The organism is Rhizobium sp. Root274, from assembly GCF_001429245.1.
In the GTDB taxonomy this organism is placed as follows: Bacteria; Pseudomonadota; Alphaproteobacteria; order Rhizobiales; family Rhizobiaceae; genus Allorhizobium.
In genome coordinates, this window is sequence record NZ_LMJE01000001.1 from 1,663,944 (window position 1) to 1,679,391 (window position 15,448).

13 protein-coding genes and 1 tRNA gene are annotated in these 15,448 nt (G+C 60.8%); 12 read left to right on the forward strand and 2 right to left on the reverse strand.

What is annotated here, in order from left to right; all coding sequences use genetic code 11:
• Positions 1 to 99: 99 nt before the first annotated feature.
• Entirely contained in the window at positions 100 to 531 is a 432-nt protein-coding gene (locus ASE36_RS08270; protein WP_062277564.1) for a MarR family winged helix-turn-helix transcriptional regulator, read from the reverse strand.
• Positions 532 to 976: 445 nt separating this feature from the next.
• Between ASE36_RS08270 and polA the strand changes: the two genes are divergently transcribed.
• The 6 genes from polA (at position 977) to ASE36_RS08300 (ending at position 9,085) form a co-directional block, all read left to right on the forward strand.
• Positions 977 to 3,952: a DNA polymerase I gene (polA, locus tag ASE36_RS08275; RefSeq protein WP_062277567.1), complete on the forward strand. Its 2,976-nt coding sequence runs from the start codon at positions 977 to 979 to the stop codon at positions 3,950 to 3,952.
• 116 nt (positions 3,953 to 4,068) lie between these two features.
• Positions 4,069 to 4,857, forward strand: coding sequence for a 3-oxoadipate enol-lactonase (gene pcaD, locus ASE36_RS08280; RefSeq protein ID WP_062277570.1), 789 nt, complete (start codon positions 4,069 to 4,071; stop codon positions 4,855 to 4,857).
• A gap of 460 nt (positions 4,858 to 5,317) precedes the next feature.
• Complete coding sequence (gene otnI / locus ASE36_RS08285) at positions 5,318 to 6,103, forward strand: 2-oxo-tetronate isomerase (RefSeq protein ID WP_062277573.1); 786 nt, start codon at positions 5,318 to 5,320, stop codon at positions 6,101 to 6,103.
• A 179-nt stretch (positions 6,104 to 6,282) separates the two neighbouring features.
• Positions 6,283 to 7,431, forward strand: coding sequence for an FAD-binding domain-containing protein (locus tag ASE36_RS08290; protein ID WP_244474682.1), 1,149 nt, complete (start codon positions 6,283 to 6,285; stop codon positions 7,429 to 7,431).
• Positions 7,428 to 7,775, forward strand: coding sequence for a thiol-disulfide oxidoreductase DCC family protein (locus ASE36_RS08295; protein ID WP_062277579.1), 348 nt, complete (start codon positions 7,428 to 7,430; stop codon positions 7,773 to 7,775). Before ASE36_RS08290 ends, ASE36_RS08295 begins: the two co-directional genes overlap by 4 nt.
• On the forward strand, positions 7,772 to 9,085 hold the full coding sequence (locus ASE36_RS08300; RefSeq protein ID WP_062277582.1) for an ABC1 kinase family protein: 1,314 nt from the start codon (positions 7,772 to 7,774) through the stop codon (positions 9,083 to 9,085). The genes ASE36_RS08295 and ASE36_RS08300 overlap by 4 nt, the downstream gene beginning before the upstream one ends.
• 63 nt (positions 9,086 to 9,148) lie before the next feature.
• Here ASE36_RS08300 and ASE36_RS08305 read toward each other — a convergent pair.
• Positions 9,149 to 9,238, reverse strand: a tRNA-Ser gene (locus tag ASE36_RS08305).
• 173 nt (positions 9,239 to 9,411) lie between these two features.
• Here ASE36_RS08305 and ASE36_RS08310 point away from each other — a divergent pair.
• The 6 genes from ASE36_RS08310 to ASE36_RS08335 all read left to right on the forward strand — a co-directional run bounded on the left by ASE36_RS08310 (position 9,412) and on the right by ASE36_RS08335 (position 15,447).
• Complete coding sequence (locus ASE36_RS08310) at positions 9,412 to 9,732, forward strand: hypothetical protein (RefSeq protein ID WP_062277585.1); 321 nt, start codon at positions 9,412 to 9,414, stop codon at positions 9,730 to 9,732.
• A 124-nt stretch (positions 9,733 to 9,856) separates the two neighbouring features.
• Entirely contained in the window at positions 9,857 to 10,516 is a 660-nt protein-coding gene (gene msrA, locus ASE36_RS08315) for a peptide-methionine (S)-S-oxide reductase MsrA (RefSeq protein WP_062277589.1), read from the forward strand.
• A gap of 256 nt (positions 10,517 to 10,772) precedes the next feature.
• The gene (locus ASE36_RS08320) at positions 10,773 to 11,765 is read left to right on the forward strand and encodes a BMP family lipoprotein (RefSeq protein ID WP_062278221.1); all 993 of its coding nucleotides are present in this window, start codon (positions 10,773 to 10,775) and stop codon (positions 11,763 to 11,765) included.
• A 68-nt stretch (positions 11,766 to 11,833) separates the two neighbouring features.
• Positions 11,834 to 13,354 carry an ABC transporter ATP-binding protein gene (locus ASE36_RS08325; protein ID WP_062277591.1) on the forward strand — a complete coding sequence of 507 codons (1,521 nt, stop codon included), beginning with the start codon at positions 11,834 to 11,836 and terminating at the stop codon, positions 13,352 to 13,354.
• Positions 13,355 to 13,361: 7 nt separating this feature from the next.
• The gene (locus ASE36_RS08330) at positions 13,362 to 14,465 is read left to right on the forward strand and encodes an ABC transporter permease (RefSeq protein WP_062277593.1); all 1,104 of its coding nucleotides are present in this window, start codon (positions 13,362 to 13,364) and stop codon (positions 14,463 to 14,465) included.
• 10 nt (positions 14,466 to 14,475) lie between these two features.
• Positions 14,476 to 15,447 carry an ABC transporter permease gene (locus ASE36_RS08335; RefSeq protein ID WP_062277597.1) on the forward strand — a complete coding sequence of 324 codons (972 nt, stop codon included), beginning with the start codon at positions 14,476 to 14,478 and terminating at the stop codon, positions 15,445 to 15,447.
• The last annotated feature ends 1 nt before the right edge of the window (position 15,448 follow it).

Below are 15,448 nucleotides of genomic sequence, written 5' to 3' on the forward strand. Positions count from 1 at the left end.
TCCTGCAGGATTGAAATCGCGGCGGACGATAGAGCAAAGCCTCCGATGTTTCGAGGCATGGGACAGCGGTTTTTTTGCCGGCAACAATCCGGCTGCCTGTCAAAGTTTGCGGGCGTTGGCGATGGCCCAGCGCATATACTCCTTAAGCAGCTCCTTTTCGAAGCGCCGAAAGCCCGTGAAGACTGCCTCTTCCGCTTCCCCTGCCAGAGCCAGCGCCTCTTCGCGCATCGCGCGCGCCTTCTCGGTCAAAAAAATCTGCTGGGCGCGCTTGTCGCGGGGATGAACGCGCCGTTCGATCAAGCCGTCGCGCTCCATCCGAGCCAGCGTGTTGGCCATGGTGGCCTGTTCGACATCCACCCGATCGAGCAATTGCCGCTGGGTCAGCCCCTCCTCCTCCCACAATTCGATGAGAACAGGGAACTGTCCGGGAGAGAAACCGAGCAGCGCGGCCCGGGTCTGCAGCACACGCGTCACGCTCCGGGCGAACTGCGTCGCCAGTTGCGTGGCAGATTCCGGGCGGTCATTGGCCATGGCTCGACAATGTCGCAAGAGAGGTTTGGGAATATGTGTCGCTGACTGTAGCGCGGAAAAGCATCGCAGGCGATGCGTTCCTCTGGCTGACCATTCATGAAATGCGGTCTTTTATTCGGAAGCCGCCGTGGCTTGAGGCGGGGACTGCCACGACGGCTCCGGAATATGGGGACAAAGGCCCGGAGAGGGGGATAAGGCCTTTGCCCGAGTCTGACGCGGCGGGGGACGAGCCTCATTCAGACTACGACGTGATCAGACGTCGATGACCAAGATCTGAGGTTCCAAATGTGGTTTTTCAAGGGAAGCCGGGATTACAAATCGGTAAGCTTTTCGTGAATGTTTCCTCTGGTCGACAAGGCCAGAGCGCAGTCTGTCCCGGTCTTTTCCGAACGCCTCATCCAAACCGTCATGGACGTTTCTGTCGCCTCGCGTTATCCATGCGCTCATGAACAAAGGCGATCATCTCTTTCTCGTCGACGGCTCGGGCTTCATCTTCCGCGCCTTCCACGCTATTCCTGCCCTCAACCGCAAGTCGGACGGCCTTCCCGTCAACGCGGTCTCGGGCTTCTGCAACATGCTGTGGAAGTTGCTGCGGGATGCTCGCAACACCGATGTCGGGGTGACGCCGACCCATCTCGCTGTCATCTTCGACTATTCGTCGACGACGTTCCGCAAGGAAATCTATCCGCTCTACAAGGCGAACCGTTCGGCGCCGCCGGAAGACCTCATTCCGCAGTTCGGCCTGATCCGCCATGCCACTCGCGCCTTCAACCTGCCCTGCATCGAGACCGAAGGCTTCGAGGCCGACGACATCATCGCGACTTACGCCCGCCAGGCCGAAGCCGTGGGTGCGGACGTGACGATCGTGTCATCCGACAAGGACCTGATGCAGCTCGTCACCGCAAATGTGCATATGTACGACGCGATGAAGGACAAGCAGATCGGCATTCCCGACGTCATCGAGAAATGGGGCGTGCCGCCGGAAAAGATGATCGACCTGCAGGCGATGACCGGCGATTCGACCGACAACGTTCCCGGCATCCCCGGCATCGGCCCAAAGACCGCAGCCCAGCTCCTGGAAGAATTCGGTGACCTCGAAACGCTGCTTGCCCGCGCCGGCGAGATCAAGCAGGTCAAGCGCCGCGAAAGTATTGTCGCCAATGCCGAACTGGCGCGGGTTTCGCGGCAGCTGGTGGAGTTGCGGACCGATGTGCCGCTCGAGATGAAACTTGAGGATCTTGTCCTTGAACCGCAGGACGGACCGAAGCTGATCGGCTTCCTGAAGGCGATGGAATTCACCACGCTGACGCGTCGTGTGGCCGAGACCTGTGATTGCGATGCAGGCGCCATCGACCCAGCCGTGGTTCCGGTGGAATGGGGTGATGCAGCCCACGGACCCGATCTCGATGCGGGATCGGCCTCCGCCGATCAGCCATCGACCGGCGAAAGCACCTCCCCCACCACGAGTTCGAACGGGGCAAGCGGCAAGGCGCCTGCAGACCTCGCCCGAATCCGGGCCGAAACTCTTGCCGGAAAGCCGATCGACCGGTCCAGATATGTGACCATCCGCGATGTGGAGACACTCGAGCTCTGGCTCGCGGCGGCCCGCGAAACGGGCGTGGTCGCCTTCGACACGGAAAGCACCTCGCTCGATCCCATGCAGGCGGACCTCGTTGGCGTGTCCTTCGCGATTCAGGATAATGTCTTGTCGCCGGGCTCAACAGATATTCGCGCGGCCTATGTGCCGCTTGGTCATCGCTCCGGCGTCGGCGACCTGTTGGGCGGCGGGCATGCAGACGGACAGATCCCGATGGCTGCAGCCCTTGCGGCCATGAAGGGCGTGCTTGAAGACCCCGCCGTACTCAAGGTGGTCCAGAACCTGAAATACGACTACCTGATCATGAAGCGCTACGGCATTGTGCTTCAGTCCTTCGACGACACGATGCTGATGTCCTATGTGCTGGATGCCGGGAAGGGCAATCATGGCATGGACACGCTGTCGGAACGATGGCTCGGTCATAAGCCGATCGCCTTCAAAGACGTGACCGGCTCCGGCAAGTCTTCCGTCACCTTCGATCTCGTCGATATCGACCGCGCCACGGCCTATGCCGCCGAGGATGCCGATGTAACGCTGCGCCTGTGGCTGGTTCTGAAGCCCCGGCTCGCAGCCGAAGGCCTGACCCGGATCTATGAGCGGCTGGAGCGGCCGCTTGTGCCGGTGCTGGCGAATATGGAGGAGCGCGGCATCACCGTCGACCGCCAGATCCTGTCGCGTCTGTCCGGCGAACTGGCACAAAAGGCGGCGGCGGCGGAAGACGAGGTCTATGCCCTTGCCGGCGAGCGCTTCAATATCGGCTCGCCGAAGCAGCTGGGCGATATTCTGTTTGGTCGCATGGGCCTGCCCGGCGGCTCTAAAACCAAGACCGGCCAATGGTCGACCTCTGCCCAGGTGCTCGAAGACCTGGCAGCGGAAGGGGCCCCGCTGCCGCGCAAGATCGTCGACTGGCGGCAGCTAACCAAGCTCAAGTCCACCTATACCGATGCGCTTCCGGGCTATGTGCATCCGCAGACCAAGCGGGTGCATACGGGTTATTCGCTCGCCTCGACCACCACCGGGCGGCTCTCCTCCTCCGAGCCGAACCTGCAGAACATCCCGGTGCGCACGGCAGAGGGCCGCAAGATCCGCACGGCCTTTATCTCGACGCCCGGCCATAAGTTGCTGTCGGCCGATTATAGCCAGATCGAACTGCGCGTTCTCGCCCATGTTGCCGATATCCCGCAGCTGCGTCAGGCCTTTGCGGATGGCATCGACATTCATGCCATGACGGCGTCGGAAATGTTCGGCGTACCGGTCGAGGGCATGCCGTCGGAGGTAAGGCGCCGGGCGAAAGCCATCAATTTCGGCATCATCTACGGGATATCCGCGTTTGGCCTTGCCAATCAGCTGAGCATCGAACGCTCGGAAGCGGGCGATTACATCAAGAAGTATTTCGAGCGTTTTCCGGGCATCAAGGATTACATGGAGGCCACCAAGGCCTTCGCCCGCGAAAAGGGCTATGTGGAGACCATCTTCGGCAGGCGCGCGCATTACCCGGAGATCAAGTCTTCCAACCCCTCGATGCGTGCCTTCAACGAGCGCGCTGCAATCAATGCGCCGATCCAGGGATCGGCGGCGGACATCATCCGCCGCGCGATGATCCAGATCGAGCCCGCTCTTGCCGCAGCGGGCCTTGCCGAGCGTTGCCGCATGCTGCTGCAGGTGCATGACGAACTGATCTTCGAAGTCGAGGACGACGCCGTCGATGCGGCCATGCCCGTGATCGTCGACGTCATGGAGAATGCCGCGATGCCAGCTGTCTCGATGCGGGTGCCGCTGAAGGTCGATGCACGCGCTGCCAATAACTGGGACGAAGCACACTGATCATTGAGCCGTGCAGGATTTTGCGCCTACACGCACCCATCCCTTTCATGGCATCTCCCTGCACAACGCCGCCCTATTGGCGAACCGGAGATGCCCGCCCAACGGAGGAACAACCCTTGGCGTTCAAGACCATCAACGGCCACCTGATGCATTACGAACTGATCGGGGAAGCGAAGGCCAATAACCTGATCGTTTTTTCGAACGGCCTGGGCACGGATTTCCGTATCTGGCTGCCACTCTTTGACGAGCTCGGCGACGACGTGTCCGTCCTACTCTATGACAGCCGCGGCCACGGGCTTTCCGGTGGCGCCGACGCCCCCTTCGGCATGGATGAACTGGTGGGCGATCTCGCCGGACTGTGCGACGAGCTCGGTATTCGCAAGGCGACTTTCTGCGGCCTCTCTGTCGGAGGTCTGGTCTGTCAGGGCCTCTGGAAAGCTCGGCCGGACCTCTTCCGCAAGCTGGTTTTGTGCGACACGGCTCCGCGCATCGGCAGTGCCGCGATCTGGGGCGAGCGAATGGCCGGGATCGAAAAGGGTGGACTGGACAGTGCTGCCGACAATGCGATGGCGCGATGGTTCACGCCCGCCTTTCACGAGGATCGTGCCGATGAGCTCGCCGGCTACCGCCTGATGATGACTCGCCAGCCGGTTGCCGGATATCTCTCGACGTGCGCGGCCCTTCGCGACACCGATTTCTCCGATGTTCTGTCAACGATCACTGTTCCGACGCTTGTGGTGGTCGGCGACCAAGACGGTTCAACTCCACCTGAGACGGTGCAGGCTGCGGCAGAGCTCATCCCAGGCGCCCGCTTCGAGATCATCGAAGAATGCGCCCACATTCCCTCAATCGAGCAGCCGGAAGCGCTCGCCGAACTGATCCAGCGTTTCATGCGGCAAGGTTGAGCGGAAACGCTGTGTCACCTGAACCCGAAGGGCCATCGGACGTCTGTCCGGTGGCGATAAATGGTCGACGTGAGAAGGGCTGAAAACGAAAAAGCCTGCCGCGGGAGGAGGTGCGGCAGGCTTTCCGAAAAGTTTGAACACCGACTGGGAGGAGGAGTGCCAGTGTTCAGTAGAACGACCTTGGGAGGAGGAGTGGTCGTTCTGCGTCGAAGCTCTGCGGGAGGAGGTGCATTGCTTCGATGACTATGAACATACGCCAAAAACCGAGAATTCCAATCGCCAATGCTGCACTGCAGCTATGCACTGAATGCAATGCCATCTGATTATGATTTGAGCATCGGTCTTGGTCTCAAGGCTCGAACCCCTAAAGACTTCGGGATTGCGAACGCCGCCACCCCTACAATAGAGCCACTTTTCGGCCCTGAACCCGGTTTACCCTTGTCATTTGCGAAGGAAGCACGTGCCCATATTCGCCGCCAATTTATCGATGATGTTCACGGAGGTGCCGTTCCTCCACCGGTTCCAGGCAGCGGCTGATTGCGGTTTCACAGCCGTCGAGTTTTTATTTCCCTATGAGTTTCCGGCGGAGGTTATTGCCGCCAAACTTGCCGAGGCCGGGCTCACACCGGCCCTATTCAACATGCCCCCGGGCAACTGGAATGCAGGCGAGCGTGGGCTTGCCGCTTTGCCGGGTCGCGAAGCGGAATTTGCTGAAGGCTTACATCGAGCGATCGCCTATGCCCGTGTCATCGGACCGGCACGGCTGCACATGATGGCGGGCATCGCCCAGGCGCGCGATGCGGCTGCCAGCAATACCTATCGGGAGAACCTGAAGCGGGCGACCGACCTGACGGACAAGGCTGGTCTAGGCTTGGTGATTGAACCGATCAATGGCCGCGACATGCCGGGTTACTTCCTCGATGACTTCGACCGCGCAATCGCGTTTATCGCGGAGGTCGATGCCCCTCATGTGCAACTGCAATTCGACATCTACCACCGGCAGATCCTCCATGGCGACGTGATCATGGCCTTGAGGCGCCTCGCCCCGCTGATCGGTCACATCCAGACGGCTTCGGTTCCGGAGCGGCACGAGCCGATGACCGGAGAACTCGACGACCGACGCATCTTCGCCGAGATCGATGCCATCGGCTATCAAGGCTACGTGGGATGCGAGTATCGGCCGGCAGGTATCACGCAAGAAGGCCTCGGCTGGATGGCGAAGATTTCGGGTCCTACAGCCGGCTGACAGGCCTCCGGTACACAGCGTCGCGATGCCGCATCCTCAACTGACCTGTTTTTCTGATCCGAGGCACAGGTGGTGGCGTACTCGCTGTTGTATTCTTTAACTGCCCGACGGGATGATCCGTGGCTACTCCGCAACTCCGCTCAGGACCGACTTACGCTCCTCTCACCCGGGAGGCGGCATTGGCGCGGCTGCGGGAGTTCGCACCCAAGGCGGGCACGCACTACGCCCGGCTGCGAAACCTGGATCTGGGTCCGGGCCGGCATCAGCATGTGTCAGGCCTGTCGCCTGCGCTGCGAAGGCGGCTGATCAGCGAGCAGGAAGTCGTCTCGGCCGTCGTGGACGAACAGGGACTGGACGCCGGCGAAAAGTTCATCAGCGAGGTCTTTTGGCGCACCTATTGGAAAGGGTGGCTCGAACAACGGCCTTCGGTTTGGGCTGGCTATTTGCGGGCCGTGGATCACGAAAAGCAATGGCTCGACCACGATCGCGATCGGGCAACGCGGTTTTCTCAGGCTGTTGAGGGGCGTAGCGGCATCGACTGTTTCGACGCCTGGGCTGCCGAGTTGAATGAAACCGGTTATCTGCACAACTGGGCGCGCATGCAGTTCGCCTCCATCTGGATCTTTACGCTCGGCCTGCCGTGGGAACTGGGCGCCGCCCACATGTTCTCGCGCCTTATCGATGCAGATCCAGCCTCCAACACCCTCTCCTGGCGCTGGGTTGCGGGGCTTCACACCAAGGGCAAGGCCTATCTTGCCGACGGCGAGCGCATTCGGGCCATGACGCAGGGCCGCTTTTCACCGCAGGGGCTTGCAAGGCGAGCCCTTATCCCCGCCGACAGTATCGACAGTCCCGAAGCATCTGCACCACGCCCGGCTGTGCCTCTGCAGAAAGGGGTGTCGAGCCTGCTGCTGCTGACTGCTGAGGATCTGTCGCTGGAAACCTTGCCGCAAATTGGCGCCTTGTCGATCGACGCGCTCGCGGTGCTCCCAGGTGACAGCGAGGCAGACGCGGTGGCGCTTGCCGACGCACTGGCGCGTGCCCGTCAGAGATGGCCAGATACACAGGTGCTCGGCCCCTTCGGTGTCTCCGATCTACGATTGGCAAGAACTGTCGGATTCCGGCAGATCGTGACCGGCTTTGCCCCTGTCGGGCCGATTGCTGACAGGTTGTCGGCGCTCAAGGTTGACGCCGAGCGTGAAGGTTTGGCCCTCACCGAATATCAACGATCCTGGGACGTTGACGCTTGGCCATATTGCGGGAAGGGCTTCTTTCCTCTCAAGGAGAAGATCCCGATGCTGATGTCTCTCAATGGAGACCAGAGATGAACGAGCGCGTCACGATCTGGTTCGACAGCGGATGTCCACTGTGCCAACGCGAAATCGCGCTGATGCGAAGGCTCGATCGGCGCGGGGCTATCCTCTTCGTCGATGCTTGCAATCCGGACACCGACTGCCCGATCGACCGGGGGCAAATCCTGTCTCGCTTTCATGCCCTCGAAGACGGCCGATTGCTTTCAGGAGCGGCGGCCTTTGCCGCAATGTGGCGGACTATACCCATCTTGCGTCCGCTCGGTCTGCTCGCCGGCTGGCCGCCGGCCACCCCGCTGTTCGAACGAGCCTATCAAGCGTTTCTGCGATTTCGGCCCCGGCTTCAACGGTGGTTGCGATGAGCGACCGCTTTCGCCCGGTGCCCCAGGGCCGTCTCGCCCGTCTCGCAGCCTTCGGCCAGATTGCTGGGGGCGTCGCAACCGGCGTGGTTGGCGAAGGGCTCAGGCGGCTGGCGCAAGGGGAGAGGCCGCAGCTTGCCGATCTGCTCCTGACGCCGTCGAACGCCTTGCGGGTGACGGACCAGCTGTCTCGGCTCAGGGGTGCTGCCATGAAGCTGGGCCAGATGATCTCCCTGGACGCTGGCGACATGCTTCCAGCAGAACTCACCACGATCCTCGCGCAGCTGCGCGATGGCGCCCATGTCATGCCGCCGCAGCAGCTGGCAGGCACCCTGGCAAACGCATGGGGCGCAGACTGGCGCCGACATTTTGTCCGCTTTGACACGAAGCCGATAGCGGCAGCCTCGATCGGACAGGTGCACCGAGCGCGACTTCCTTCAGGTCGGGAGCTTGCGATCAAGGTACAGTATCCCGGGATTGCCGCGAGCATCAACGCCGATGTCGACAATGTCGCCACCTTGCTGCGCATGTCCGGACTGTTGCCGGCAGGGCTTGATGTGCGTCCGCTTCTTGCCGAGGCAAAACGGCAACTCCATGAGGAAGCCGATTACCTGCGGGAGGCTGAGGAGATGCGGCGCTTCCGCGCTCTCTTGTCGAGCAACGACCGCCTTCTGGTGCCGGAACCTGTCGACGAGCTGCTGCGACCAACCGTGCTGCCAATGGACTACATCGCCGGCGAACCGATCGAGACCCTGGAGCAGGCTTCGCCGGAGCGACGCGGAAGCATAGGACAAGAGCTGCTTGACCTGGTGCTGCGGGAACTGTTCGAATTTGGTCTGATGCAGACCGACCCGAACTTTGCGAATTTTCGCTGGCAACCCGACACAGGCCGTCTCGTTCTGCTCGACTTCGGAGCCGCCAGACCCGTCTCTACCGCGACGTCGGATGCCTATCGCAGGCTGTTGCGCGCTGCCCTTTCGCAAGATGTCGATGCTGTCCTCCACGCTCTTTCGTCCATGGGCTTCCTGTCGGCTGCGCAGATGGAGCGTCATGGAAGAACGCTAAGGGTCATGGCGCAGATCGGGCTGAAACATTTGCACGCGAGGCCCGACGGGTTGCTCGATTTTGCCGATCGCAGTCTCATTCCTGTGCTGCGCGCGCATACGGCGCCGATCGCCGCCGACCGACAGAGCTTTGATCTTCCGCCGGCGGAAATGCTGTTTGTTCAGCGCAAGATCAGCGGCATGGCCCTGCTTCTCATGCGGCTCCAGATGCAGCTGCCGCTTGTTGAGACGCTCACACGCCACGCATAGCCAGGACGTCAACAGACAGACCGGGCTGGCGCTGGTGTGAAGACACAAAGATATTGAAGAAGGTGGCGGACAGGGTGGGATTCGAACCCACGGTACGCTTTCACGCACACACGCGTTCCAGGCGTGCGCCTTAAACCACTCGGCCACCTGTCCAGGGGGATCGCGGGGCAAACCACCGCGGTTGGTCGGGCGCGATATATACCCATGAAATCCGACTGATCAACCTAAATCTCGCATTATTTTGACATCGGCTGTCAAATCCCTATCTATAGTCCCGGACGGCAGTGGGGTTGGAGACTGCCGTTCGTGTTCAGCCGGGGATGTGTATGGTGCGGCTTGCGTTCAGAATGTTGAGTTTGCTGTTTCTTTGCGTCGGAACCATCGCTGCGGCGGTGGATGCGATTGCATCAGTTTCGGCCTCCCGCGTGATCCTGACGCCGCTCGCGTCGATCTGGAATGATGTCAGCCCAGGCTCGCTGCTGAAACTGCAGAGCATGCTGGAAATGCGTTTCGGGCCTGCGGCCTGGTCGGCGGTCCAGGATATGCTCTTGCCACAGCCGGGCTTCGTAGTGCTGTTCGCACTGTCGCTGGTCTTCTGGATGGTCGGATACAAGAAGCCCTCGCTGGCCGGCCGTTTCGCCGCCTGAGCCGAGCGGAAATCACCGCCGGCCGCCTTCATCTAACGGGTCCGCGTCAAACCGATCGCGGTTGCCTTTGCCTGCGACCAAGTTGCGGCAGCGGACTACTTTACCTCTCAGAAGGAGTATCGAGATGTTCCTGATCGACATGTTCAACAAGAAAACCGTGATGCCGACGGCGGAAAACGCCCTTCCGGGCCGTTCCCAACCGCTCGCCACGGCAGAAACGCATTTCGTCTCTGGCTTACCGCTCAAGGGCCCGTATCCGGAGCAGATGCAGACGATCTATCTAGGAATGGGCTGTTTCTGGGGCGCCGAGCGGCTTCTCTGGCAGACACCGGGGGTCTATGTGACCGCTGCCGGTTATCAGGGCGGCATCACTCCCAATCCGACCTATCAGGAAACCGTGACCGGCCTCACCGGTCATACGGAAGTGGTCAAGGTGGTCTATGATCCCGCCAAGATCAGCCTGGAGGCGCTTCTCAAGATCTTCTTCGAGGCGCATGATCCGACCCAGGGCATGCGCCAGGGGAACGATATCGGCACCACCTACAGGTCGGCCATCTATGTCGAGACGGAGGAAGACATGGCACTGGCGATCAGGGTGCGCGACGCGTTCCAGGAAGCCTTGGTGAAGGCCGGGCATAACAGCCGGGTGACGACTGAAATTGCCCATGCCGGCCCGTTCTACTATGCCGAGGATTATCACCAGCAGTATCTTGCCAAGAATCCGAATGGCTATTGCGGACTTCGCGGAACCGGCGTGTCCTGCCCGATCTCCCCCGCGGCCTGACGCGTGCTGCCCAAAGCGGCGGCACAAATCCCTTTGATCTGACTAGATTTTCACACCCGGCGCTGAATTTTCGGCACGGGTGTGAATCTTTACCAGATGAAAAAAATCTGGTGAATTTTCGTACAAGCCATGCAAGGATGCAGGCCAGCCAGGACCTCTGGAAAAGGGGAGCGGCGGTTCCGCAGACATGTCTTTCTTCACGGGAAGGCTTGCGGGAGGACCCAACAAGATCAATAGCAACAAACAGGGCTGCACAATGAAGAAAACCCTCCTCAGTCTCTTTGCCTTGGCCGCGATGTCGGCAACCGCGCTTGCGGCCGACGTCAAGCCGGCGCTGGTTTATGGCACGGGCGGCAAATTCGACAAGTCGTTCAACGAAGCCGCTTATGGTGGCGCCGAGAAGTTCAAGGCCGAAACCGGCATCGACTATCGTGATTTCGAACCGACCAGCGATACGCAGGGCGAGCAGGCAATCCGCAACTTCGCCTCCAAGGGCTTCAACCCGGTCGTCGCCGTGTCCTTCGCCTGGACTTCGGCCATTGAAAAGGTTGCTGCCGAATTCCCCGACACGCAGTTCGTGATCGTCGATTCCGTTGTCGACAAGCCGAACGTCCGCTCGGTCGTCTATAAGGAAGAAGAGGGTTCTTACCTCGTCGGCCTGCTTGCCGGCATGGCATCGACCAGCGGCAAGGTTGGTTTCGTCGGCGGCATGGACATTCCGCTGATCCGCAAGTTCGAATGCGGCTATGAGCAGGGCGCACGCGCTGCCAAGGCTGACATCGAGGTTCTGCAGAACATGATCGGCACCACCGGCGCTGCCTGGAACGACCCGGTTCGCGGCGGTGAACTGGCCAAGAACCAGCTCGACCAGGGCGCTGATGTGATCTACGCGGCAGCCGGTGCATCGGGCCTCGGTGTTCTTCAGACGGCAGCCGACAACAAGAAGTTCTCGATCGGCGTCGATTCCAACCAGAACCACCTGCAGCCGGGCTCCGTCCTGACCTCTATGGTCAAGCGCGTCGATCTCGCCGTCTATAACGCCTATTCTGACGCGAAGAACGACAAGTTCACGCCTGGCCTTCTGGCTCTCGGCGTCAAAGAAGACGGCGTCGGCTACGCGCTCGACGACAACAATGCCAAGCTTATCACCCCGGAAATGAAGGCTGCCGTTGAAAAGGCGAAGGCCGACATCATCGCAGGCACCGTCAAGGTGCACGACTACATGTCGGACAATTCCTGCCCGAAGTGATCTGAAATCCGGGCGCAGGACGGCGATCAAGTCGTTCTGCGCCCTTTTTGTATGTCTGGGGGACCGGAATGACTGCTACGAGCCAGGTACCGGCGATCGAACTGATCGGCATCGACAAGAAGTTCGGTGCGGTGCACGCCAATAAGAACATCAACCTCACGGTCGCCAAAGGCTCCATTCACGGTATCATCGGTGAAAATGGCGCCGGCAAGTCGACGCTGATGTCGATCCTCTACGGCTTCTACCAGGCCGACCAGGGATCCATCCAGATCGCGGGCAAGCCGATCACCATCCGCGACAGCCAGGCGGCAATTACGGCCGGCATCGGCATGGTGCACCAGCATTTCATGCTGGTTGAAAATTTTACCGTGCTGGAAAACCTGATGCTCGGCGCCGAAGGCGGCGCGACATTGGCCAAGGGCGTCGACGCCGCCCGGGCAGCCCTCAAGAAGCTGGAAGAAGATTACGAGCTGGAAGTCGATCCCGACGCGGTGGTCGAGGAACTTCCCGTAGGCCTGCAGCAGCGCGTGGAAATCCTGAAGGCGCTGTATCGTGGCGCAGAGATCCTGATCCTTGACGAGCCGACTGGCGTTTTGACCCCGGCTGAAGCGGATCACCTGTTCAAGATCCTCGGCGTCCTGCGCGATCAGGGAAAGACCGTCATCCTGATCACCCACAAGCTACGCGAGATCATGGCGATCACCGATACGGTGTCGGTCATGCGGCGCGGCGAGATCGTGGCGACGCGCAAGACGGCCGAGACCACGGTCGAGGAACTGGCCGAGCTGATGGTTGGCCGCCGCGTGCTGCTGCATGTCGACAAAAAGCCTGCCAATCCAGGTGATATCTATCTCTCTGTGCGCAACCTGACGGTCAAGGACAGCCGTGGCGTCACCATGGTCGACAATGTCTCGTTCGACGTCAGATCCGGGGAGATTGTCGGCATTGCTGGCGTTGCCGGCAACGGGCAGAGCGAGTTGCTGGAAGCCATCACCGGCATCCGCAAGCCGACCTCCGGCGAGATCTGGATCGGCGGGCGGAACGTCGCCGGGCTTGACCCGGCAGAGCTTCGCGGCCTCGGCGTTGCGCATATCCCCGAAGACCGCCACCACATGGGCCTTGTGCTTGCCTTCGAGGAAAGCCAGAACGCGATCCTCGGCTATCATCGCGACGATCGATACGGGAAGGGCTTCTTTCTCGATCCGGAGGCGATCCGAAAGGCGGCCGTGGCGGAGATCGAGAAATACGACATCCGCCCACCCAACCCACGGCTCAAGACTGCGAACTTCTCCGGCGGCAACCAGCAAAAGATCGTGGTCGCCCGCGAAATCGAGCGGGATCCGAAGCTGCTGATCGTAGGGCAGCCTACCCGTGGCGTCGATATCGGAGCCATCGAGTTCATTCACAAGCGGATCGTCGAAACGCGTGACGCCGGCAAGGCCGTGCTGCTGGTTTCCGTCGAGCTCGACGAAATACGTTCGCTGTCCGACCGGATCCTGGTGATGTTCGCCGGCAAGGTGGTTGGCGAGAAGACACCGGACGCCGGTGAACAGACACTCGGCCTGATGATGGCCGGTATTGCCGCTTGAGGATTCGATGAGCACTGCATCCGTACCCCTTCCGAACTGGATCAATTATGCGCTGCTGCCGCTGATCAACCTCACGCTCGCCTTCCTGGTCTCGGGCCTCGTGGTCTGGATCATCGGCGAAAACCCATGGGAGGCGCTGCAACTGATGCTGCAGGGCGCACTCGGGCGCGGCGAAGGCATCGGCTTTACGCTCTTCTACGCGACGAACTTCATCTTCACCGGGCTTTCGGTGGCTGTCGCCTATCATGCCGGGCTGTTCAATATCGGCTCAGAGGGCCAGGCCTATGTGGGCGGCCTGGGTGCTGCCCTCGCCGCTCTGGCGCTCGACCATTATGTGCCATGGTATGTGACGATGCCGTTTGCGGTCATCGGTGCCGCTCTCTTCGGCGCCGCCTGGGCGATGATCCCGGCCCTGCTGCAGGCCAAGCGCGGCAGCCACATCGTCATCACCACGATCATGTTCAACTTCATCGGTGCGGCGCTTATGGTCTATCTGCTGGTCAACGTGTTCATCGTTCCCGGCAAGATGGCGCCGGAAACGCGCACCTTCCTTGAAGGTGGGCAGTTGCCGAAGCTCGACTGGCTGATCGCCATGTTCGGTGGCAAGCTCGGCCCTGCCCCGTTCAACGTGTCCTTCCTCATCGCGCTCGTCATGTGCGTGGTGGTCTGGGTGTTGATCTGGCGGACAAAGCTTGGCTTTGAGATGCGGACCATGGGTCTCAGCCGCTCGGCTGCCGATTATGCCGGCATTTCCTACACCAAGATCGTGGTCATCACGATGCTGATCTCCGGCGGTCTCGCCGGCATGATGGCGCTCAACCCGGTTCTCGGCGCATCGGCACGCCTGCAGGTGGAATTTGTCGGCGGCGCCGGTTTTGTCGGGATTGCCGTATCGTTGATGGGACGAAACCATCCTCTCGGGATCGTCATTGCCGCCATCCTGTTCGGTGTTCTCTATCAGGGCGGCGCCGAGCTTTCCTTCGATATGCCGAACATCACCCGCGACATGATCGTGGTCATCCAGGGCCTCGTCATTCTGTTTGCCGGTGCGCTCGAATTCATGTGCCGGCCGATGATCGTTCGCGCCTACCAATCGTTTGTGAAGGGTTGAGGACCAGACCATGGATAGCTTCGACATCCTCATCAGCATTCTCGGATCGACCATCCGCCTGTCGATCCCGCTGATCTTCACCGCTCTTGCTGGTCTCTTTTCTGAACGCGCCGGCATCTTCGACATCGGGCTTGAGGGCAAGATGCTGGCTGCCGCGTTCGCGGCGGCCTGTACCGCGCATTTGACAGGCAACGCCTGGGCCGGACTTTGCGCCGGGATTGGCATTTCGCTGTTCTTCTCGCTGATCCACGGATTTGCCTCGATCACCAATCGTGGCAATCAGATCATTTCGGGCGTTGCTCTCAACTTCGTTGCGGCCGGGCTCACCGTCGTGCTTGGCCAGGCCTGGTTCGGCCAGGGCGGGCGCACGCCGCAGGTGACCAATGACGGTCGCTTTGCACCGATCATCCTGCCCGGAGCCGACGCGATGCGTGACGTGCCCTTCATCGGGCCGATCTATGCGAACGTCATCTCGGGCAACAACATCCTGACCTATCTTGCATTCTTGGCCGTGCCGATTTCCTGGTGGGTGCTCTATCGTACGCGTTTCGGCCTCCGTCTGCGGGCGGTCGGTGAAAATCCGGGTGCTGTCGATACCGCCGGCATCTCGGTGACCTTCCTGCGCTACCGTGCGGTTCTGGTTGCGGGCTTCCTCTGCGGCTTTGCCGGCACCTATCTGGCGATCGCTCAGTCGGCAGCCTTCATCAAGGACATGTCGGCGGGCAAGGGTTATATCGCGCTTGCGGCACTCATCTTCGCGAAGTGGAAGCCTGTACCCGTGATGTTTGCCTGCCTGCTGTTCGGCTTCCTCGACGCGCTGGCGAACTTCATGCAGGGCAAGGCAGTTCCGGGCATCGGCGAAGTGCCGGTGCAGATCTTTCAGGCTCTGCCCTATATCCTCACTTGTATCTTGCTGGCCGGCTTTATCGGCGCTGCCAACCCGCCGAAGGCCGGTGGCGTGCCCTATACCAAGGAGCGTTGAT